The sequence below is a fragment of the Chthoniobacterales bacterium genome (genome assembly GCA_018883245.1).
Taxonomy (GTDB): domain Bacteria; phylum Verrucomicrobiota; class Verrucomicrobiia; order Chthoniobacterales; family JACTMZ01; genus JACTMZ01.
In genome coordinates this window covers 15838-36521 of sequence record VEQL01000004.1, presented here as the reverse complement: position 1 = coordinate 36521, position 20684 = coordinate 15838, and the positions used below count along the sequence as shown (strand labels likewise).

The window sequence follows — 20684 nt, the reverse complement described above, 5'->3', positions numbered from 1 at the left end:
GCCGCATGCGATAGAGAAAAAGGTCTCCATGAATTTGCCGACAAGAGTCAGGATCGCCGCCTTGCTCACCCTGGGCCTTTTGGCCGCGGCATGCGAGACGACGCCCATACAACCTTCCACCAACTTCGCGGGCGACATGGAGGTGGTCACCGACTACGCCTCGTTTTTCCGGCTCGGTCCGCAACAGGCTGGAGGAGCCGACCGCAGCCTCCGGCTCAAAGACCGCGTCATGCTGCTGCGAAAAGAATTCGGCTACAGCCGGGTGCAGTTGGAGGACGACCAGGTCGGATACATGGCGAACGAGGACATCAAGCCCGTTCCCCCGGAGGCGCGCAAAAAGCCCGAATCGCGTCGTTCCTCCCCGGGCCGTGGCCGCGCATCTTCGGAGGAGGAGTTTTACGACCAGATCGATCTGCCCGATCCGAACCTGGACATCATGCCCGAGGATGTTCCGCTCGAGCCCTTGCCTGATCTGCTTCCGGAATCCGTGGATACACCCGCACCCGCGGCGCCCCCCCAACCGCAGGAAACAGCCCCGGCTTCGGCTCCCGCCCCAGCTGCGGAAAACACCCCCGTATCAACCTCAACCTGACGCGGCACAGGGCGCGTCAGACGGAGCTTCCGGCGATCACGGCGGCGACAAACTTTTCGTCTTCGTCGAGCAGCTTGCTCCACTTCGCCCGGTAATCCGGGTCATAACGATGGTCCATGAAGTCCGCCATCTTGGCGCGGCGGGCCACCAATTCTTCGAGCACCGGCCGTAATTCGGCATAGGCATCGCGCAGCACGCGCATGGCGCCGGCTTCCCTCTCCCACAGCATGCCGAAGGATCCGGCAAAGTCGGCCGCGGGGAGCGGTTCCTCGCGCTCGCTCGGATGATAAATGTCCTCGGGGGGCTGCCTTTCACCGAGCAGGCGCGGCGCGATGTAGATATTCGCCATCATGCCCTCCCGGTATTTTTGTCTCGCGCCTTGGTCGTCGCCTTCGAGACAAAGCGCCAAGGCCCAAGCGAAGCTCAACCAAGCGTTGGGCATGTCTCCCGGATAACGCTGCGCGTAGCTGCGGAAAAATGCGATGGCGTCGTCTTGCTCGCCGGCCAGGAGAAGGAAAAGCGGGGTGTAAAAACGCGCGCCCAAATGATCGGTGGCATCTATCTCGAGCAGCCGGCGCCCCGAGTCGGCCGCGTCGGGACTGCGCCCGAGGTGCCATTGGCAAAGCATTTGACCGAAAAGCGAACGCAACAATGGCCGGGTTGCATGGTCGGTCCACCAATCCGCATGCCCGCGCCGGAAACGCGGCGCGTCGATTTGCTCGACCTCGCGCGCCAACTCGAGGCTGCGCGTGTAGCGGCCGGCGTGGAATTCCATCTCGGACAATTCCATGCGCGCTGCAGTGTTGGCCTGGTCCAACTCGACCGCTTTTTCCAGCGAGGACCGACGCTTGCGTTGCGATCGCACACGCCGCACGTTGCGCACCAGACCCTCGGAAATCTCCGCACGGGAAACCGACGGCGCGCTCTTGCCCGAAGAACGGCCCGCCGTGGCGAGTTCCGATTGCATGCGAGCCTCGTGCGGCGGCGGGGTGACGATCTTCACTTTCGTCTTCCAGTCTCGCGCGAAATACTTCCAGTCGCCGGGAACCCATTCGTCCGCCCTCCAGACAAGCAATTCGTCCGGCGTGCCGATATCGTCGAAGATCCGCGCCAGCCATTCCTCCGCTTGGATCTGATCAAGCTCCGCAAAAATCCCGGGCGGTGCCAGTGGTTCGAATTGAGGCCCGGCCAAAAGCAGGATCGTCGGCAGATAAAAATCCCCCTCGACCGGCAGGGGTTCCTTCAAGTCGACCCAGCAAAGCGACCAGACGGACGGTTCGCTCTTGAGCGGTTGGATCATGCCGCCGCGCGCTCCCTCCCCGGACCATGCCAGTCGACCTCGACGCGCTGACGCCGGCCGAGCCTGTCTTGGTAAAAGACATGGCCGTTGGCCAAGCCGAACTCGTGGACCGTGCGCGTGACTTTGACGTCGAAGCAACAATAGCGCGCGACATCGAGCTTGCGCCCCTGTCTCCACCACTTGATGGCATCCAGACCATCAGCGGTTTTGCCGCATCCGAGCGTGCTCTGGGCCACGGCATCCAGACCGATCCGGTGGCCGATCCGCTGCTCCAAAGAAACCATGAGGTCCAATGTCGGCACGCTGTGCGCCAAATCGATCACCGTGTAGCCCATCAACACCTCGTAGTCGAAGTTCACCACATTGAAGCCCACGACCATGTCGGCTGCTTGCAGTTGTGCCACCAGATCATGGACCCGGTTTTCGCCATACACCGCGTATTGTCCAGTGGCCGTGCTGTAGGTCGCGCCGACCGTCATTCCCATCGCGGCCTTCTTGTCCCACCCGCCCGCATCATTGGCGGTGCGCTGTGTTTCCAGATCGAAATAAACAATGTTTCGCGCCATGCGTCATCAATTTCTACCGCTTGGGAGACGCTGCGGCAATCGCCGCTTGAGCCTGCCGCGCCGCTGGGCTTTATTTGCCGTTTGCAAAGCACCCGTAGCTCAACCGGATAGAGCGTCGGCCTCCGAAGCCGAAGGTTGTGGGTTCGACCCCCGCCGGGTGCATTTTGCGGGGGGCTCGGGTGCGGCTGCGCAGCTTACTTGCCGCCGCGGCGGCTGGCGTCCCTTTGCAGAAGGACCATGGTGATGCCAAGGAAGACAGCGATCAGGACCACGGGCAGCCAGCTCACAAGGATGGAAGCTTGCGTGACGGCGATCGCTCCTGCGAGGGTGATCGCGACTCCCCCCGCAAAACCGAGAAGAATGGCAGCGATGATGAGGCCGCGGATGGCGTTTCGTGGATAGGCAGGTTGCACGGGCGCTTTTCTAACTTTGCGACGGCGCCGGATCAAGCATTGCGGACACCAAGGACCAATCTTGTTCACATCGCTGTCGCATTCTCGGCCCAACTGTTTGTGAAAAACATGTGTGTCTTGTGGACAACGTAGTCACAGCCGCCACTTGTGCGGGCATTCTTCCGATTCATTCACATAGCTTTTGTCGCGGGGAACACCTGACGCTGCGATGGTTATGCGGGGAACAAGCAGTTGTTCGCCGGCTTATTGCTGTGTTCTTGTTTCGGTTTCCAGAAAATCAAAACAATCATCGTTGTGAATATCAGGCGGGAGGTCTTCCGTTGTCTCCCGCACCCTGCCGCTGGTATCCTTGATGCAGGTCATGTCCATCCAATCCTTGCTCAAGCCCCTGCGCGTCGGCGCCATCGAAACCCCCAACAGAATTTTCATGGCGCCCCTCACACGGTGCCGGGCCGAGCCCGGTCATGTGCCCGGGAGATTGATGGCGGAATACTACGCGCAACGGGCCAGCGCCGGGCTGATCATCGCCGAGGCGACGATGGCCATGGAGGGCAATTCGGCATTTTATGCCGAGCCGGGGATTTACTCGGAGGCGCAGTTGAAGGGATGGCAGCAGGTGACGCAGGCGGTGCACGGCGCGGGCGGGCGCATCTTTCTCCAGCTTTGGCACGGCGGACGCGCATGCCATCCGTATTTCAACAACAACACGCAACCGGTCGCGCCAAGCGCGATAGCCATCACAAACGATACAGTCAACACGCCGGAGGGGAAAAAGCCCTATGTGATTCCGCGCGAGTTGGGCGACGACGAGATCCCCGGTATTGTGGAGGGATTCAAAAAGGCGGCGGCCAACGCCAAAGCAGCTGGTTTTGACGGAGTGGAAGTGCATGGTGCCAACGGGTATTTGCTCGATGAGTTTTTGCGCGACGGTGCGAACAAAAGAACCGGGCCATACGGGGGTCCGATTCCGAATCGTGCGCGCCTGCTTCTCGAGGTGATCGAAGCGGCCTCGGGCGTCTGGGGCGCGGATCGCGTGGGTGTGCGCGTGTCACCGCTCAACAGTTTCAACAGCATGAGCGACAGCGATCCCGTCGGGTTGGTATCATGGCTCGGGGAAAGACTGAACGGCTATGGCCTTGCCTACTGGCATGTGATGCGCGCGGATTTCCTCGGTCAACAAAGCGGCGACGTGATGACAGCGGCACGCGCGGCATATCGCGGAGTGCTCGTCGGGAACATGGGTTATTCCGCCGATGAGGCGGCCAAGGCCGTGGCCGAGCACAAACTGGATGCCGTGGCGTTTGGAACACCGTTCCTTGCCAACCCGGATCTGCCCGCGCGCTTCGAAAAGGGCGCGCCGCTCAACGCGCCGGACCCCGACACTTTCTACACTCCGGGTGCGAAGGGATATACGGATTACCCCACCCTTTCGGCAGGATAAGCGACAAAAGACGCGCGATGAGTTGATGCGGCACGGCGCTGGCCGGCACCGGTTGCAGATCAGATATGTATCGCGTGGCCCAGCGCTTGCTCCGCGGCCTCGTGCACGGCCTCGCTCAGCGTGGGGTGGGCGTGGATCGTGGAAATAAGTTCGTCGTGGGTTGCCTCCATCTCGATGGCCAGACCAAGCTCGGCGATCATTTCCGTGGCATCGGCCCCGATGATGTGCGCTCCGAGGATTTCACCGTGCGGGTCGGCAAAAATGATTTTCACGAAGCCTTCGCTTTCACCCACGGCCAACGCCTTGCCGCTGGCCATGAAGGGGAATTTTCCGACTTTGTATTTGAGGCCTTTTTCTTTCGCGGCGCGCTCGGTGAGTCCGACGCTTGCGACCTGGGGTTGGCAGTAAGTGCAGCCCGGGAACACGTTGACTTTGCGGGGGGATTTTCCCGCGAACATTCCCTCGACGGCTTGGATGGCCTCGAAGCTCGCGACGTGGGCGAGCCATGGCGGCCCGATGATATCGCCGGCCGCGAAGATGCCGCGCACGGATGTTTCGTAGCAGTCGTTGGTTTGGATCCAGCCCTTGGGGTCGAGGTTGACCTTGAGTCCTTCCGGCATGAGTGGCGAGACGCCGATGGCCACAAGCGCGACCGGAGCATCGAGGGTTTCGCTGACCTTGCCGCTGACCGTCAGTTTGACGCCTTTGTGCGTCGCTTCGGCTTTGTCCACCTTGGTTCCGGTGAGGATGCGGATGCCTTGTTTGGTGAGTGATTTTTCCAGCGCTGCGGAAACATCGGTGTCCTCGACCGGGAGAATGTTGGGCATCATTTCCACGACGGTGACTTTCGTGCCGAAGGCATTGAAGAAATAGGCGAACTCGATGCCGATGGCGCCCGCGCCGATGATGATGATTTCCTTGGGTTGGTCGGGAAGAACCATCGCCTGCTTGCTCCCAATGACGCTTTTGCCGTTGAAAGGAAACCCCGGCATCTCGCGCGAAACGACGCCGGTGGCAACGAGTATCTTCGATGTGGTGTGCGTTGTTTTTTTGCCGTCTTTGTCGGTGACCTCCACCACGCCCGCCTTGGGGATCGCCGCGATGCCGCGGAGGTAATCGACCTTGTTCTTTTTGAAGAGCATCTCGATGCCCCCGGCAAGTTTGTCGGCCACACCGCGGCTGCGGCTGATGACTTTGGCCCAGTCGAATGTGAGCTTGTCGAACGCCAGGCCGAAATCCCCCGCGTGCTTCGACATCAGTTGGTAAAGCTCGGCATTGCGCAGGAGTGATTTGGTCGGGATGCATCCCCAGTTTAGGCATGTGCCGCCGGCCCGTTCCATTTCGACACAGGCCACTTTTTTCCCGAGTTGCGCCGCGCGAATCGCGCCCACGTAGCCCGCGGGACCGCCTCCTACCACAATCAGATCATAAGCCATAGCCCGTCATCTTGGGCGATTGCCTGCGTGGATTGAAGCATATTAACACTTGCGGGCTTCGGCATTTAAAAATTCTCCATCGGCCTGTAGATTCGGCGAATGCCGGAATTGGCCGAGGTAAAATGGTATTCCGGCCAATGGGCGCCCGGACTCGGTCATCGTGTCATCGGAGTTTTTTGCCGGGAGCAATCGCGCATTTACCGGACGGCTGATCCGGCTTCTGTCCGGCGTGGACTGAAGGGTTGCCGTCTCGGCGGCATACAGACCAAGGGCAAACAGATGTTGTTTGTTTTCGAGCGGTGCAGTCTGGGTCTGCATCTCGGAATGACCGGCCAACTTCTCGTCGAGACCCCAGACCACAATCCCGGACGTCATGATCATCTGGTCATCCGGCAGAAAGAAAGATCCCTCGTCTTTCGTGATCCAAGGATGTTCGGCTCGCTGAAGTTTTCACGCAGCGTCGAACCGGTTTGGTGGCGGTCTTTGCCGCCGGAGATTTTGTCGCCGGCATTCACGCTCTCTTTGCTGCGCGGACGCCTGCAGCGGAGCAAGTTGAGCGCGCTGAAGGCCGCCTTGCTTCGGCAGGATTTGTTTCCCGGAGTGGGTAATTGGATGGCCGACGAGATTGTGTGGCGCTGCCGTATCCGCCCTGATACGAAAATCGGAAACTTGAAAGATAATGACTTCAATATTCTTTGGCGCGAAACCATCGAGGTTTGCCGCGCGGCGTTGAAAACCATCGGAACCCACGGCAAGCAGCCGCCCCGGGCTTGGCTTTTTCATTCGCGATGGGCGGATGGCGGTCGGTGTCCGCGGGACGGAACTCTTCTCCTCCGTGCTCAGGTTGGAGGGCGGACCACAGCTTGGTGCCCGCGTTGCCAGCCGATACGTTAAGACGAGGCTCTCAGAACTTCACAGTGGCAATCGACTCATCGAACAACTGGCAACCACTGTCCCGGTAAATCGACTTCGCGGCCGAAAGGTTTTTCCGTGCCCTGCTTTCGTCGCCGGCCTTGCGGGCGAAAACCGCCTGCGCGTAATACCATGCCGGAGTGCTTCCTGTCGGAACGAGGCCCGCGGCGGTTTTTTTCGCATCTTCGTCGCGGTTGAGCACCAGTTGGCAAAGCGCGGTCTTGAACCGGAGCAATTCGTTGCGCGGGTCGCGCGCCAACATGGTTTGGAAAGATTCCAGCGCGGGCTCGTATTGGCCCTGCATGAACAACAGCTCGCCCAAGTTGAAAGCGGCCGGAAAATAATCCGGATTGGCCGCGAGAATACTGCGGAACAATTCGCCGGCTTGGCTGTAGTCGCCGGTTTTGCTCAGGATTGCCCCGCGAAGATTCAGCACAGCGAGATCCTTCGCCGCCGCGCCCTGCACCGTGTCGAGGCGCTGGAGCGCGGCCTGATATTGGCCAGCTTCGTAAAGCTTGGTCGTCTCGCGCAACACCATGGCGAGCCGCTGCTGTTGCAGCACGGCGTTCCCGGTCTCCTGCGCTGCAACGGAAGCCGCGGCAAAAAGGACCAACGCCGCCGCCAGCCGTTTCATTGCCCGCCGCCGAGGAAAAGCCGCAGGGGATTTTCGATGGCTTCTTTGACCCGCACGAGGAATGTCACCGCTTCCTTGCCATCGACCACACGGTGGTCGTAGCTCAAAGCGAGATACATCATGGGTCTGATTACCACCTTCCCATCGATCGCGACCGGACGGTCCTGGATTTTGTGCATGCCGAGGATGCCGCTCTGCGGCGGATTCAGAATCGGCGTGCTCAGCAGGGATCCGTAAACGCCGCCGTTGGAGATGGTGAACACGCCACCCTGCAAATCTTCGACGGTGATCGCGCCATCCCGCGCCTTTTTGGCGTAGTAGGCCAACTCGTGCTCGAGTTCGGGGAAAGATTTGCGGTCGGCATCGCGGATCACCGGGACGATCAGCCCGCGTTCGGTCCCGACCGCCACGCCGATGTCATAAAAATGGTTCTGCACGAGTTCGTCGCCGTCGATGCGCGAATTGAGCTGCGGTTCGCTCTGCAGGGCATCGACGACCGCTTTGATGAAGAACGACATGAAGCCGAGTTTGATCCCGTTTTGTTGGGTGAACGGCTCCTGCACGTCGGTGCGCAACTTCATCAGCGCGCCCATGTCGCACTCGTTGAACGTGGTGAGGATCGCGGCGTTCCGCTGGGCCGCGACCAGTTGCGTGGAAATTTTGCGGCGCAGCGGGGAAAGTTTTTTCCGCGTGACGCGCCGTTCCTGCGGCTCGAGTTGCGCCGACGGAGGGCGCGGGGCGGGTTCGACCGGCGCCGCGGGCTGGGGTGCAGCGGGGGCGGTCGCGCCCGCCGCTGGCTCGGGGGCATCCTCGATTTTTCCGACAACATCCCCGATTTTCACCTCGGTGTCCGCGGGAACGGTGATGCGCAGGAGGCCGGCAGCCGGTGCAGCAACCTCGGTGGAAACTTTGTCCGTATCCAGAGTGAAGATGACGTCGCCGGAACGCACGTATTCCCCGTCCTGCCTGTGCCAGACGGAGATGATCCCGGAGGAAATGGACTCCCCGACGGTGGGGACTTTGATGTCGGCGCTCATGATTCCGGAAGATCCTAGACCTCGAAGGCCCGGCTGACGAGTTCCGCTTGTTGCAGCTTGTGAAGCGCAAGTGCGCCGACAGCCGGGCTCGGGCTTTCCGGACGTCCGGCGTAGGCCACGGGGCGTCCGAGGAGTTCGCGCAGCTGGGCCGACATGTAAAACCAAGCACCCATGTTTTTCGGTTCCTCCTGGCACCAGACGATGCGCTTGAGGTTCGGGCAGGCGTTGACGATGCGTTGGATTTTCTCCCCGTGCAGCGGGTAAAGCTGCTCGACCCGGACGATGAATGCATCCGTCGCGCCGAGCTCGTCGCGTTTGGCAGCGAGGTCGTAGTAGACTTTGCCCGAACAGAGAATGACGCGCGTGATGCTTTCCGGCTTGGACGGAATCGGCGCCATGATCGCGTAAAAGCGCCCCTTGGTGAAATCCTCCGCCTTGGAAACCGCCAGAGGGTGCCGCAGGAGGCTCTTGGGTGTCATAATGACAAGAGGCTTGCGGTAGTCGCGGTGGATCTGGCGGCGCAGCGCGTGGAAATACTGCGCCGGGGTCGTCAGGTTGCACACCTGCATGTTGTTGTCCGCGCACAACTGCAAAAAGCGCTCGAGACGCCCGCTCGAATGTTCCGGTCCCTGTCCCTCGTAGCCGTGCGGCAGGAGCATGACGAGCGAGCTGGGTCGCTGCCATTTCGATTCGGCGGAGGAAATAAACTGGTCGATCATCACCTGCGCGCCGTTGACGAAGTCCCCGAACTGCGCTTCCCAAAGGCACAGCATATCGGGGTAGTCCAGGGAGTAGCCGTAATCGAACCCGAGAACGGCCGCTTCGCTCAGCAGGCTGTTGTAAACGCAGAGTTTCGCCTGCCCCGGCGCCAGATGGTTCAACGGGATGTAGTCCTCGTTTTTCTGCGCGTCGTGCAGGACGGCGTGCCGCTGGCTGAACGTGCCGCGTCGGCTGTCCTGACCCGACAAGCGGACGGGCGTGCCTTCCAGCAGAAGTGAACCGAAAGCAAGCGCTTCGGAGAACGCCCAATCGTAGGGTCCGCCGTCGCGCAGGATCTCGAGCCGGCGCTCGATGAGCATGCGCCGCACCTTGGAAAGAATATGGAAATCCTCCGGAACGCGGCACAATCCCTCGACAATTTCTTTCAGCATCTCCGGGCTGATCGCCGTGTGAACGGGCGCGTAGGAATACGAGGGCTGGAAGACGGCGGTCGATCCGGCGAAACGTCCTCCCTCCGGTTTCGCGCTTTCGCTCTTTTTCACGACATCGAAGGCTTCCTCGAGTTCGCTTTCGGCTTTCTTTTTGATCCCCGCCGCTTCGGCCGATGTCACAGTGCCGAGTGCAGCCAGTTCGTCGGTGAAGGCCTTGCTGACCAGGGGGTGTTTCTGGATTTTCCCGTAGAGGTGCGGCTGGGTGAAGGTGGGTTCGTCGCCCTCGTTGTGCCCGTGGCGACGGTAGCAGAAAAGGTCTATGACAATGTCGCGTCCGAACTCCTGGCGGAAATCGAGCGCGATTTGGGCGACCGTCACCGCGGCCAACGGGTCGTCGCCGTTGACGTGGAAAATGGGCGCCTCGACCATCTTGGCGACGTCGGTCGGGTAAAGGCTCGATCGCGCATCGGCCGGAAGCGTGGTGAACCCGATCTGGTTGTTGACGATGACATGCACGGTGCCGCCCGTGCGGTAGCCGGGCAACTGGGACATTTGGAAGACCTCGGCCACGATCCCCTGTCCGGCGAACGCCGCGTCGCCGTGGATGAGGAGGGGCAGCACCTTTTTTCGGGTGTCCGTGTCACCGATGATGCGCTGTCGCGCGCGCGCCATGCCCTCGACGACAGGATCGACCGCCTCGAGATGGCTCGGGTTGGCGGCAAGGCGGACGCCGACTTTGTAGCCGGTGGCGGTCACTCGGTCCGCCGCATAACCGAGATGGTATTTGACGTCGCCGTTGCCGCCGACCACCTCGGGAATGAAATTCTCGGAAAACTCGTTGAAGATGAGCGCCAGCGGCTTCTCGAGAAAATTCGCGAGCACGTTGAGCCGTCCGCGGTGCGCCATGCCCATCACCATCTCGGCCACGCCGTGCGACTCGCACCCTTCGAGAATGGTGTTGAGGATGACCAGGAGCGACTCGGCGCCCTCGAGGGAAAAGCGTTTCTGGCCGACGTAGCGCGTGTGCAGGAAATGCTCGAACGTCTCGGCCTCGTAGAGCAGACGCAGGACCGATTTGTGCAGCGCTGGATCGCGCTGCGCTTCGTCGCTGCGGTTTTCCATGCGCTCGCGGATCCAGTTGCGCATGAGAGGATCCTGGATGTGCATGAACTCGACGCCGATCGTGCCGCAATAAATCGAGCGCAAGTCGGCGATCATCTCGCGGAGCAGCATCGGTTTTCCTTCGCGGAAATATTTCGACGAGACCGTCCGCTCGAGATCGCTCTGGCTGAAGCCGATCGCCTTGAGCGAGAGCAACGGGTTCTCCGGGGGCTCCGGCGTCAACGGATCGAGGTGCGCGATGGTGTGCCCGAGCGTCCGGTAATTGTAGGCCAGTGAATCCGCGCGCCTTTCCAATGCCGCATCTTCGGGCACCGCGGCTTTCGCACCCTCGGCCAGTTCCTCGGACTGCGTCAGGCCCAGCTCGAAACCCTCGAAAAAAGCATTCCACTCCGGCGTGACGGATTCCGTATCCTGTTTCCAGCGCTCGTAATTTTGCTCGAGCAGCTCCGCGTTCCAGTTTCCCGACAGCGATTGACTCATGGATTTGACAAGTTCATGAGGATTGCCCAGCGCCGCGATTGTTGCAACACGGACCGCGTCCGAGCCGCGCAATTTTTTGTTTTTGGCAGCACCCCGTCGGGCCCTCTTGCCACCGGAGCCCCGTCGCGGCAAGATGACTGTTCGGCCCTGTCGCGCACGGTGCCGGACGACCATGATCAAGGTTGAAGGACTTACCAAGACCTACGCCGGTGTGACGGCGATCAAGAATCTCGACTTCGAGGTGAAGAAGGGTGAGATCGTCGGCTTTCTGGGTCCGAACGGTGCCGGCAAAAGCACGACCATGCGGATTCTCGCCTGTTATCTTCCGGCGACCGAAGGCCGTGCCACGGTCGCGGGGTTCGATGTGGCCAGCCAGTCGCGCGAGGTGCGCTCCCGGGTGGGCTACATGCCGGAAAATGTCGCCCTGTATCCGGAGATGCGCGTGCAGGAATATCTCGAATATCGCGCGGCGCTCAAAGGCGTGCGCGGGCGCAGGAACCGCCAGCGCGTCAACGCGGTGAAGGAGCTTTGCAGTCTGCGCGATGTGGAAAACAAACTGATCGGCGCGCTTTCCAAGGGCTACCGCCAGCGCGTCGGCTTGGCCGATGCGCTTCTTCATGATCCCGATCTGCTTATTCTCGACGAACCGACGATCGGCCTCGATCCCAACCAAATCCGGCAAGTGCGGCAACTCATCCGCGACTTGGGCAAGCGTCACACCATTTTGCTCTCCACCCACATCCTCTCCGAGGTGGAGATGACCTGCAGCCGAGTGCTCATCATCAACAAAGGTCGGATCGCCGCCTCCGACACGCCGGAAAACCTCGCCGCCCGCGTGCGGACCGCCGGGGGTGTGCGTGCCGAAATCCGCGCCGGCGCGGACGAGCTGGAAAAATCCCTGGCGGATCTTCCCGGCGTGCGCAAAACGGAGATCGAACCGCTCGAGGACGGTTGGCTGGCGTGCGTCCTTCGCACCGACGCAGGGGCGGACCCGCGCGAAAACCTGGCGAGACTTGCCGCCGACCGCCGCTGGCCGCTGCGCGAGTTGGGCCGCGAGCAAATCAATCTCGAGCACGTCTTCGCCGAGATCACTCAAGCGGGGGAAATCTGATTGCCATGAACTTTTTCACCCTGCTCAACCGCGAGATCCGCGCCTATTTTCTTTCGCCCGTGGCGTGGGTCGTCCTTTTCTTCTTCCTCCTGCTGACCGGTTTCAATTTTTATGCCGGCGTGGCCGCCCTCAACCGCGGGCCGAGCGAGGTCACCGTGGTCGAGGCGTTCTTCAACACGGTGTTTTTCTGGTTCGGATTCGTGCTGATCTTTCCGCTCATCACCATGCGTCTGTTTTCCGAGGAATACAAAATGGGGACGATCGAGCCGCTCATGACGGCGCCGGTGCGCGACAGCCAGGTCGTGATGGCAAAATACTGCGGCGCGCTGGTGTTCTACATCGTCCTCTGGCTGCCGAGCCTTCTCTATTTCCTTGTTTTCGGCGCCGTGACCCGGCTCTCGGCGGCCGGCGCCGCCGGACCCTTCCTCGGTGCTTACGCCATGCTGCTGCTCATCGGGATGTTCTACCTGTCTGTCGGTTGCCTTGCCTCGGCGCTCACCCGCAACCAGATCATCGCAGCCATCATGTCTTTCAGCATCATCACCCTGCTGTTCTTCATCGGGTTGCTGACGTTTTTCATCCTCAACATCACGCCGGCGCTGCGCGAAATGACGGGTTACTTCTCCGCGCTCGAGCACATGAGCGAGGCGTCGAGGGGCTTCTTCGACACGCGGCCGCTCGTGTTCTATCTCTCGCTCACCGCCTTTGTGCTCTTCCTCACCTTCCACGTTTTCCAGTCGCGGCGCTGGCGCAACTGACATGAACAATCCCCGTGAGTCATCGCGCCGCCGCGCCGGCATCCGTATCGGCGTGGCAGTTCAGATCCTGCTGGCTTGCGTGCTGTTGGGTGCGGCGAACTACGCCGGATACAACTACTATATGAGGGGCGACTGGTCGCCCGCGCAAAAATATCGTCTCAGCGACCAGACGAAGGAACTGCTAAAGCAACTCCCCTCGCCGGCCACCATCTATGTCTTTTTCTCCCCGACGGTCGCCGCGCCCGGATTCGAGATCTACGGCGACGTGGTCAATCTTCTCAAAGAATACCAGTTCGCCGCGGGGGACAAACTGACCGTCGAATACGTCGATTTCACCCGCAATATGGCGCGGGCCAGGGAACTCCAGGCCAAATTCGGATTCGGTCCCGAGGAAAACATCATCGTCGTCGAAATGGGCGGACGGTCGAAGCAGATCAGTGCCGCGGATATGGCAGACTACGATCTGGTTTCCCAACTGTCGGGCGAACCGCCGCGCGTGCAGGCGTTCAAGGGCGAGCAGGAGTTGACCGGCGCGCTCCTCTCTCTCGCGGAAAAGGAACCGCGCACCATTTATTTCCTGCAAGGCCAAGGGCAAGCCGGGGTCGGCGAAGGATCGAAGCTTTCGCTGTTCCAGGAATATATCGGGCGCCAAGGCATGCGTGTTGCGCCGCTCAATCTCGGGGTCAGCGGCGCGGTGCCCGCCGACGCGGCGGCGGTGGTCATCGCCGGTGCTCGTTACGACCCCCCGGAGAATGTCATGGTTTCGCTGCGGGAATATTGGGAGAAGGACGGACGGCTCATGGTGCTGCTCGATCCCGATGCCGAGACGCCCTTGTTGCGCGACTTTCTCGCCACCGCGGGGATCTCGCCGCGTGATGACCGCGTGTTGCGGACCGTGCAACTCGGATTCGCCACAGGAATCCTGAGGGATGTCGCGGGACAATTTTCACCGGAAAACCGGATCACCCGGCGTCTGGCGGGAGCCGAGGCCATGTTCCCCGGCGGCACTTGTTCCCTGCAGATCGACGCGCGTGTCGAAGGTGTGACCGTCGAACCGATGATCATCGCGACGGAGCCGTTCTGGGGGGAGACCGTATACATCACCGACGAAAACAAAGGTGTCGCCTTCGACGATGGCACCGACACGCCGGCGCCCCTGGTGCTCGCCGCGATGGCGGAGAAAGGCGGTGTGGCCGAGGAAAAAGTGGACGTGAGTTCGGGGCGCCTCGTCGCCGCCGGCAACTTCGCGTTCGCCATGGACGGTTCGATCACCGCGGCCAATCTGGATTTTCTCCTCGTTGCGCTGAATTGGATGACCGATCGCAGCCATCTCGTCGGCATTGCGCCCAAGTCGGTGCGCGCCTTCAATCTCAACCTGACCGATATCGAAACCGGCCGCATCGCGCTCTACACGATGGTTGTCATACCCTCCGTTGCTTTGCTTGCCGGTCTCTTTGTCTGGTGGCGCCGCCGCCGCTGATCCGTGAACCCCCGGGCGACTCTCTTTCTCTTGTTTCTCACCCTCGCGGTGCTCGGGGGCTTGTTCTACCTGCGCCGGCACGTTTTGCCCACGCGTGACGCGGAAGAGGCGCGGCGCTACGCGGCTGTGTTCGTTCCCGATGACATTTCCGCCATGGAAATCGCGCGCAGCAGCGACACCGTGGTGTTGGAGCGCGACGATGCCGGGTGGAGAATTGCAAGCCCGGTGGCAGACCGCGCCTCGCCCGAAAATATCGACAGGATCCTTTCGGCCCTGCGTTTCTTGAGTGTCCGTGACCGCGTGGCAACCGACGACCCCGCGGTGCTCACGGAAAGCGGCCTGACCACCCCGCGCGTGCGGGTCAATCTGCGCGGTGGCCCGGAGGAAGTGCGCATAGATTTCGGTTCAGACACGGCCCTTCCGGGTGAAGTATTCGCCCGCGTTGCCGGGCAAGGCACCGTGCTGCGCGTTCCCGGCGACATTGTCGGTCTCTGCACGGCGCCGGTGGAGAGCTTCCGCGACGCGCGGCTCACGGACCTCGTTCCCGGTGACATCGAGAAGTTCACCGTGCGCCGCACCGATGGCGAGATGTCATTGCGCCGCGAGCGCGGGAAATGGTTGATTGAAAAACCCGTGCAGGCTCCCGCCGACCCCCGGGCCGTTGACGCATTTCTCGAGTCCCTGCTCGGTTTGCGCATCGCCAAATTCGACGCGCCTTCCGAGCCGGAGTCCGCGATGATCCCCGGACGCAGTGCTGTCATAAGCCTGACGCCGCGCGGCGGCGGGGAAGCGATGGAAATCGAAATCATGCGCGGCGAAGGCAACTCGGCCGGCGCGCGCTTTGCACCGCGCGGGAACGCGCTCGGGGTGGATGAATCCGCCCTGGGGATTTTCGATGTTTCCCCCGAGGCGCTTCGCGATCGTTCGGTCGGCTATGTGGACCCGGACACCGTTGACCGTATCGATCTGGAGTCCGACGGGCGTCGCTTGGATGTTCGTCGCGCTGACTCCGGATGGAAGACTTCGGACGGCAACGCAGTGGACACCGCGAAGGTCGAAGCGCTTGTCGAGTTGTTCAACAACACGAAGATTGGCGCTTTCCGCCCGAACGCGTCCGGAACCGGATTGGATGCCCCGCGGCAACGCCTGGTGTTCAGCGCATGGCTTTCCGAGAACACGGCCGAGGACGCCGCTGGCGGAGAGCCGCTCGCCGCGGTGGAGATCGGCGCCGAGGAGAATGCTGACTCCGTTTTTGCGCGTGTTCTGGGATCGGAGGATACCGTGACAGTGCCCGCTGCTCTCGGGCGTGAAATCGCGGAATTTTTCGGTCCGCCTGCTACCCCCCGTTGATCCAGCGGCGGCAGCGCGCCGCAAGGAATTCGATCCAGCGGGGATTGTCGTTGAGGCACGGGATCAATTCGAGGTGCTTGCCGCCCGCCTCCTCGAAGGTCTCCTTGCAGCCTTCGGCGATTTCTTCCATCGTCTCCAGGCAGTCGGTCACGAACGAGGGGCAAATCACAAGAACCTTTTTTTTGCCTTCGCGCCCGAGCCTTTCGACGGTCATGTCCGTCTGCGGCGTGAGCCACGGGTCGCGCCCGAGGCGTGATTGGAAGGCCAGGACCGTTTTCTCTTTCGGAATACCGAGGCGATCGATCAGAAGTTCCATCGTCCGCACGCACTGGTGGCGGTAGCAGGTGGCATGGGCCGGATGCTCGCAATGGCAGCAATCCGGAACCGTGAGACAATGGGCGTGCGAAGGATCGCTCTTGCGCAGATGCCGCTCGGGCACTCCATGGTAGCTGAACACAAGCGTGTCATAATCCCCCTGCAGCCGGGGCGCGGTCGCATCGGCGAGCGCGCCGATGTAGTCCGGATCGTCGTAAAACGGCTGGAGCAACGCGACTTTCATCGCCGGCCTCTGGCGCGCCGCTTCCTCCATCGCCTGCACCACGGCCGTCTCGTAGCTCGACATCGCGTAGTGGGGATAAAGCGGAACAAGGAAAAGCTCCTCTGTTTCCGCATGCGCGATTTTCTTCATCACTTCCGGCACCGATGGCGCGCCGTAGCGCATGGCCAAGTGCACGGGGGCGTCGAGCTTCGCCTGGAGCAGTTCGCGCTGGCGTTCGCTCATGACGATGAGCGGCGACCCTTTGTCGGTCCAGATCGACGCGTAAGCCGCCGCGCTTTTGCGCGGGCGGAACGGGAGGATGAAAAGATTCAGAACGATGGCGCGCAGGATCGCGTTGGTGTCCAGGACGCGCGGGTCGGACAGAAATTCGCGCAGGTAAGCGCGGACGTCCGATGTTCGGGTCGATTTGGGCGAACCGAGATTGAGGAGAAGTATGGCTTTTTTTCTCACGGTGTCTGTGTGTTTGTCTTCGCGGCCAGCGTTTCCGCGAGATGCAGACCGTTGCGGATGCACTGTCCCGCCGCGATTCCGCCGCGGTAGTTGCCGGCAAGATGCAGTCCCGGCAGGGTGGTTTCCAGTTTTTCCATCTCGGCAATGTATCGGCCGTATCCGAGGTTGTATTGGGGGATCGCACGGGGCCAGCGGATGATTTTCTGGAACACCGGATCTCCGGACAGGCGCAGCAAATCGCGCAGGTCGCTGCAAATATCGCATACGAGCGCGTCATCACCCGTCGCCGCGATGCGCGGTTGGCGCGCCCCTCCGACAAAAGTCGTGAGCAACACGCAATCCTCCGGGGCGCGCTCCGGGAAAAGGCTGGAGGAAAAAATCGTCCCGAGAATTCCCCGTTTCTCGGCGGAGGGAACGAGCATGCCGAAGCCGTCCAAAGCATGACCGACATCCTTGCGGCGGAAACCCAGGGCGACGACGGTCACCGGCGGATATTCGATGTCCTGCAGAAATTCGAGTTGCGCCCGCAGCTCCTCCGGCCAAGGCAATGGCGGGACGGCGAAGGCCGGCACGGTGCAGACAAGTTCACCGCAGCGGATCTCGCGCGTGGCGCCCCCATCGTTCCAAACGACACTCCACGCACCATCGGTCTGTCGCCGGACGTTTTCCACTTGAGCACCGAAGCGGATATCGTCCCCGAGAAATTCCGCGAGTTGGGCGGGCAAGGCGCCCATGCCTTTGCGGAATGAAATCATTTCTTGCGGTGGACCCGACCGGCGCAGCCGCAGGGCACCACGGATGAACGATCCGTGCGTCTTTTCAAGATTCCAAAGCTTCGGGAACGCGTATCGCGAGGACAGTCTTTCCGGATCGCCGGCGAAAATGCCCGCCACAAAAGGTTCGATGGCGTAGCGCAGCATTTCCGGCCCGAGACGCCGGCGGACGAGGTCGGCCAGCGATTCATCGTCCGTCAGTCCGCGCCTAACGAAGGGCTCGGCCACGACGCGAAATTTTCCGGCAAGGCCGAAGAGAGGGGTGGTCACCGCGCCGAGAGGGCCGGACGGCAACGCCACGGGGATCCCGCGCCGGACGATGAATCTTTTTTTTGCAAGGGGCCGGATGATTTCTTTTTCCAGTCCGGAATCGCGGAGGAATTTGTGAACTTCCGGGTCGTTCACCATCATGGAGTTCGGGCCATGCTCGACGAGAAAGCCGTTCTCTCTGCCGCTCTCGACTGCGCCGCCCGCCCGGGAGTTCGATTCGAGCAGGATCACGGACGCACCGCGCTTTTTGAGTCCGGCGGCGACGGTCAAACCGGTGAGCCCAGCCCCGATCACCAGAACGTGTCGCTGTCCGTTTTCCATCTTCAGATCGTCTTCGAGTGGCGTCCTTCGGCCGGCGCGGTGTAAGCATCGAAGCACATCGCGATGTTGCGGATGAACAGGCGACCGGACTCGGTCACGCGGATGTTCCGCTCGCCGATCTCGACCAGCCCGTCATCGGCGAATTCCCCGAGGCGGGCAAGGCTGTCGGCGAACTTCTGCGCGAAGTTTGTGCCGGACTGTTCCTCGACTGGCGCGAAGTCCAACGAAAAGTCGCACATCAAACGCATGATGATGTGGCGGCGCAGAACGTCTTCGTCGGTCAACTCCACCCCGCGCTCGACCGGAAGCCGCCCGTCCGCAAGTTCGGAATAATATTTATCCAGCGATTTGTGGTTCTGGCGGTAGGTGCGTGCCGTCTGTGAAATGGACGACACTCCGAACCCGCGGATTTCGATGCCCCCGCGTGTGCTGTAGCCTTGGAAATTGCGCTGTAGCGTTCGCGTCTCCAAAGCCCTCACGAGCTCGTCGCCGGGCTTGGCGAAATGATCCATCCCGATGAACGCGTAGCCGGCGCCGGTCAGCGTTTCGATCACGAGCTTTAGCATCGAAAGTTTGGCTTCGGGTCCGGGCAATTCGGCGCGCTCGAGGATCTTCTGAGCCGGCACTATCCAAGGCACGTGGGCGTAGCTGAAAACCGCGAAACGGTCGGGATCCAACGACAGCACCTCTTCGAGCGTCGCGGCGTAGGTTTCCGGGGTTTGTCCGGGCAGCCCGTAGATGAGATCGACATTCACCGATTCGAATCCCTCGTCGCGCAACCAGCCGATGGCCTCGCGGTTGCATTCGGATGTCTGCACTCGGTGCACCGCTTTCTGCACCCGCGCGTTCACATCCTGGATTCCGAAGGATGCGCGGCGCATGCCGATGTCGCGGAAGGCCCGCACGTGCCCGCGCGTGAGCGGACGGGGATCGAGTTCGACCGAGCATTCGGCGTCATCGGCGATGACAAAGTGACGTTGCAGCATTTTGCCGAGGCGGGCGATCTGCGCGGGGCTCAGGAAATTCGGTGTGCCGCCGCCGAAATGGACTTGGACCACGGGCCGATCGCGCAAGCCGTCCGATGGAAACAGGGCAATCTCTTTTTCCAGTGCGTCGAGATAAATGTCCGCGCGGGATGTGTCGGTGGTGATCACCTTGTTGCATCCGCAGAACCAGCAGAGGCTCTCGCAAAAGGGCAGATGGAAATAGAGCGACAGGTCGCCGCCTTCGGCGCGCGCCGCATCGACCAGGCGCGCGGGATCGGGGGTTTCGCGGAACTGCAATGCCGTCGGGTAGGACGTGTAACGCGGCCCCGGACGGTTGTGCTTGCGCACCAGGTCGAGGTCAACGGGCAGAGGCTGCATGGTGATCTTTGCGGAAGTTCTTCACCGATTCCAGGACGGCGGCAACCGATTCGATGCGGGCGGACGGACGGATCCCGTGGCCGAGGTTGAAGATATGGCCCGGGAAAGGCGCCATGTCTTCGAGGACGGCGCGCGCGGCGTCCGCGGCCTCCTGCGGTGCGCCTTCGAGCGCGACGGGGTCGAGGTTTCCCTGCAGGGCGATCTCGCGCGCGAGCGCGCGGCGGACTTGGCTGAGCGGCGTTTCCCAATCGAGCGAGAGCACTGTGGCGCCGGTTGATGCCAGGGCCGCCGCCTCGCGGTTGCGTCCGCGCGCGAAAAAAATCAACGGCACTTGGGGAGGCAAGAGACCGGCGATTTTGCGCACCCAGCGCAAGGACCACTCCTCGTAGCCATCGCACCAAGGTGCCCATGAATCGAAAATCTGGATCGCATCCGCGCCGGCTTCGATCTGTCTGCGGAAATATCCGGCCAGAACTTCGGTGAGTATTTCCAGCAAACGGACGAGCACCGGATCCCCCCGTTCCGCCATGGCACGGACCGCGGCGCCGTTCTCCGACGATCCTCCCTCGATCATGTAGGCGGCCAAGGTCCATGGAGAACCTCCGAACCCGAGCAGCGCGGTTTCCGGGCCGAGAGCCTCCCGCGTCCGCCGCAAAGCCCGGTAGACATAATCGAGCCGTTCCGCCGCCCCGTCCGGGGAGATGCGCCGGAGGTCGTCGGGGGTGCGCAGGCGGAATTCCATGCGCACACCCTTGCCCTCGGCAAAGGAAAACGGCTGACCCAAGGCCTCCGGCACGACAAGGATGTCGCTGAAAATGATCGCTGCATCGAAGGCGAACCGTCTCAGCGGCTGCATTGTCACTTCGGCCGCGAGTTCCGGAGAGCGGATCATCTCAAGGAACGAATAGCTTTTCTTGAGATCCCGGTATTCGGGCAAATAGCGGCCGGCCTGTCGCATCATCCAAACCGGGGGACGATCGACCGGTGCGCAACGGCAAGCGGCGAGGAAGCGTTCTTTACCTGTCATGAAGAATACGGCGGAACCGCCGCAGCCGAACAAGTTCGCAGGGATGCGGCCGCGGCTCAAGTTTGCACCGGTGGCCGGTGGCCCCAATATCCTTGACCTAGCAGGGCACGGACGGGTTTATTGGTCGTTCATAGCCA

18 protein-coding genes and 1 tRNA gene are annotated in these 20684 nt (G+C 61.7%); 8 read left to right on the top strand and 11 right to left on the bottom strand.

Translation table 11 applies throughout. The features are described from left to right. The first annotated feature begins 28 nt into the window (after positions 1-28). Positions 29-592, top strand: coding sequence for a hypothetical protein (locus FGM15_02350; GenBank protein MBU3664708.1), 564 nt, complete (start codon positions 29-31; stop codon positions 590-592). Positions 593-608: 16 nt separating this feature from the next. Here the strand turns inward: FGM15_02350 and FGM15_02345 are convergent, their stop codons facing one another. Both FGM15_02345 and FGM15_02340 read right to left on the bottom strand, forming a co-directional pair. Further along, the gene (locus FGM15_02345) at positions 609-1892 is read right to left on the bottom strand and encodes a hypothetical protein (protein ID MBU3664707.1); all 1284 of its coding nucleotides are present in this window, start codon (positions 1890-1892) and stop codon (positions 609-611) included. Continuing rightward, the gene (locus FGM15_02340) at positions 1889-2458 is read right to left on the bottom strand and encodes a helicase (protein MBU3664706.1); all 570 of its coding nucleotides are present in this window, start codon (positions 2456-2458) and stop codon (positions 1889-1891) included. The genes FGM15_02345 and FGM15_02340 overlap by 4 nt, the downstream gene beginning before the upstream one ends. A gap of 88 nt (positions 2459-2546) precedes the next feature. Between FGM15_02340 and FGM15_02335 the strand changes: the two genes are divergently transcribed. Continuing rightward, positions 2547-2620 (top strand) — tRNA-Arg (locus tag FGM15_02335). Between the two features lie 32 nt (positions 2621-2652). Here the strand turns inward: FGM15_02335 and FGM15_02330 are convergent. Then, the gene (locus FGM15_02330; protein MBU3664705.1) at positions 2653-2871 is read right to left on the bottom strand and encodes a hypothetical protein; all 219 of its coding nucleotides are present in this window, start codon (positions 2869-2871) and stop codon (positions 2653-2655) included. A gap of 361 nt (positions 2872-3232) precedes the next feature. On the opposite strand from FGM15_02330, the gene FGM15_02325 reads away from it, so the two are divergent. Beyond that, complete coding sequence (locus FGM15_02325) at positions 3233-4312, top strand: alkene reductase (GenBank protein ID MBU3664704.1); 1080 nt, start codon at positions 3233-3235, stop codon at positions 4310-4312. A 59-nt stretch (positions 4313-4371) separates the two neighbouring features. On the opposite strand, the gene lpdA is transcribed toward FGM15_02325, so the two are convergent. Further along, complete coding sequence (gene lpdA, locus FGM15_02320; protein ID MBU3664703.1) at positions 4372-5748, bottom strand: dihydrolipoyl dehydrogenase; 1377 nt, start codon at positions 5746-5748, stop codon at positions 4372-4374. 99 nt (positions 5749-5847) lie between these two features. Here lpdA and FGM15_02315 point away from each other — a divergent pair, with 99 nt between their 5' ends. Continuing rightward, complete coding sequence (locus FGM15_02315; protein MBU3664702.1) at positions 5848-6642, top strand: Fpg/Nei family DNA glycosylase; 795 nt, start codon at positions 5848-5850, stop codon at positions 6640-6642. Positions 6643-6652: 10 nt separating this feature from the next. Here FGM15_02315 and FGM15_02310 read toward each other — a convergent pair whose 3' ends face one another. Genes FGM15_02310 through FGM15_02300 form a run of 3 tightly spaced genes read right to left on the bottom strand, consistent with a single transcriptional unit; the run spans position 6653 to position 11084 of the window. Next, positions 6653-7294 carry a tetratricopeptide repeat protein gene (locus FGM15_02310; protein ID MBU3664701.1) on the bottom strand — a complete coding sequence of 214 codons (642 nt, stop codon included), beginning with the start codon at positions 7292-7294 and terminating at the stop codon, positions 6653-6655. After that, a complete protein-coding gene (gene sucB, locus FGM15_02305; GenBank protein MBU3664700.1) occupies positions 7291-8331 on the bottom strand; it encodes a dihydrolipoyllysine-residue succinyltransferase in 1041 nt (346 codons plus the stop codon). Before sucB ends, FGM15_02310 begins: the two co-directional genes overlap by 4 nt. 14 nt (positions 8332-8345) lie before the next feature. Then, positions 8346-11084, bottom strand: coding sequence for a 2-oxoglutarate dehydrogenase E1 component (locus tag FGM15_02300; GenBank protein ID MBU3664699.1), 2739 nt, complete (start codon positions 11082-11084; stop codon positions 8346-8348). Positions 11085-11256: 172 nt separating this feature from the next. Here FGM15_02300 and FGM15_02295 point away from each other — a divergent pair, with 172 nt between their 5' ends. Genes FGM15_02295 through FGM15_02280 form a run of 4 tightly spaced genes read left to right on the top strand, consistent with a single transcriptional unit; the run spans position 11257 to position 15783 of the window. Beyond that, positions 11257-12195, top strand: a complete 939-nt coding sequence (locus FGM15_02295; protein ID MBU3664698.1) for an ATP-binding cassette domain-containing protein — start codon at positions 11257-11259, stop codon at positions 12193-12195. A gap of 5 nt (positions 12196-12200) precedes the next feature. Continuing rightward, on the top strand, positions 12201-12953 hold the full coding sequence (locus tag FGM15_02290; protein ID MBU3664697.1) for an ABC transporter permease: 753 nt from the start codon (positions 12201-12203) through the stop codon (positions 12951-12953). 1 nt (position 12954) lies between these two features. Then, the gene (locus tag FGM15_02285) at positions 12955-14433 is read left to right on the top strand and encodes a hypothetical protein (GenBank protein MBU3664696.1); all 1479 of its coding nucleotides are present in this window, start codon (positions 12955-12957) and stop codon (positions 14431-14433) included. A 30-nt stretch (positions 14434-14463) separates the two neighbouring features. Further along, positions 14464-15783, top strand: coding sequence for a DUF4340 domain-containing protein (locus tag FGM15_02280; GenBank protein ID MBU3664695.1), 1320 nt, complete (start codon positions 14464-14466; stop codon positions 15781-15783). Here the strand turns inward: FGM15_02280 and FGM15_02275 are convergent. Genes FGM15_02275 through FGM15_02260 form a run of 4 tightly spaced genes read right to left on the bottom strand, consistent with a single transcriptional unit; the run spans position 15770 to position 20547 of the window. After that, positions 15770-16792 carry a ferrochelatase gene (locus tag FGM15_02275; protein MBU3664694.1) on the bottom strand — a complete coding sequence of 341 codons (1023 nt, stop codon included), beginning with the start codon at positions 16790-16792 and terminating at the stop codon, positions 15770-15772. The two genes, FGM15_02280 and FGM15_02275, sit on opposite strands and share 14 nt — an antisense overlap. After that, positions 16789-18156: a protoporphyrinogen oxidase gene (gene hemG, locus FGM15_02270; GenBank protein ID MBU3664693.1), complete on the bottom strand. Its 1368-nt coding sequence runs from the start codon at positions 18154-18156 to the stop codon at positions 16789-16791. Before hemG ends, FGM15_02275 begins: the two co-directional genes overlap by 4 nt. A 2-nt stretch (positions 18157-18158) precedes the next feature. Then, on the bottom strand, positions 18159-19520 hold the full coding sequence (hemN, locus tag FGM15_02265; GenBank protein MBU3664692.1) for an oxygen-independent coproporphyrinogen III oxidase: 1362 nt from the start codon (positions 19518-19520) through the stop codon (positions 18159-18161). Next, positions 19501-20547 carry a uroporphyrinogen decarboxylase gene (locus FGM15_02260; protein MBU3664691.1) on the bottom strand — a complete coding sequence of 349 codons (1047 nt, stop codon included), beginning with the start codon at positions 20545-20547 and terminating at the stop codon, positions 19501-19503. The genes hemN and FGM15_02260 overlap by 20 nt, the downstream gene beginning before the upstream one ends. Between the last annotated feature and the right edge of the window lie 137 nt (positions 20548-20684).

Excerpts from the sequence above, each read along its gene's own strand:
- FGM15_02350 (MBU3664708.1), top strand. The coding sequence starts at position 29 with ATGAATTTGCCGACAAGAGTCAGGATCGCCGCCTTGCTCACCCTGGGC.
- FGM15_02345 (MBU3664707.1), bottom strand. The coding sequence starts at position 1,892 with ATGATCCAACCGCTCAAGAGCGAACCGTCCGTCTGGTCGCTTTGCTGG.
- FGM15_02340 (MBU3664706.1), bottom strand. The coding sequence starts at position 2,458 with ATGGCGCGAAACATTGTTTATTTCGATCTGGAAACACAGCGCACCGCC.
- FGM15_02325 (MBU3664704.1), top strand. The coding sequence starts at position 3,233 with ATGTCCATCCAATCCTTGCTCAAGCCCCTGCGCGTCGGCGCCATCGAA.
- lpdA (MBU3664703.1), bottom strand. The coding sequence starts at position 5,748 with ATGGCTTATGATCTGATTGTGGTAGGAGGCGGTCCCGCGGGCTACGTG.
- FGM15_02315 (MBU3664702.1), top strand. The coding sequence starts at position 5,848 with ATGCCGGAATTGGCCGAGGTAAAATGGTATTCCGGCCAATGGGCGCCC.
- FGM15_02310 (MBU3664701.1), bottom strand. The coding sequence starts at position 7,294 with ATGAAACGGCTGGCGGCGGCGTTGGTCCTTTTTGCCGCGGCTTCCGTT.
- sucB (MBU3664700.1), bottom strand. The coding sequence starts at position 8,331 with ATGAGCGCCGACATCAAAGTCCCCACCGTCGGGGAGTCCATTTCCTCC.
- FGM15_02300 (MBU3664699.1), bottom strand. The coding sequence starts at position 11,084 with ATGAGTCAATCGCTGTCGGGAAACTGGAACGCGGAGCTGCTCGAGCAA.
- FGM15_02295 (MBU3664698.1), top strand. The coding sequence starts at position 11,257 with ATGATCAAGGTTGAAGGACTTACCAAGACCTACGCCGGTGTGACGGCG.
- FGM15_02290 (MBU3664697.1), top strand. The coding sequence starts at position 12,201 with ATGAACTTTTTCACCCTGCTCAACCGCGAGATCCGCGCCTATTTTCTT.
- FGM15_02285 (MBU3664696.1), top strand. The coding sequence starts at position 12,955 with ATGAACAATCCCCGTGAGTCATCGCGCCGCCGCGCCGGCATCCGTATC.
- hemG (MBU3664693.1), bottom strand. The coding sequence starts at position 18,156 with ATGGAAAACGGACAGCGACACGTTCTGGTGATCGGGGCTGGGCTCACC.
- hemN (MBU3664692.1), bottom strand. The coding sequence starts at position 19,520 with ATGCAGCCTCTGCCCGTTGACCTCGACCTGGTGCGCAAGCACAACCGT.
- FGM15_02260 (MBU3664691.1), bottom strand. The coding sequence starts at position 20,547 with ATGACAGGTAAAGAACGCTTCCTCGCCGCTTGCCGTTGCGCACCGGTC.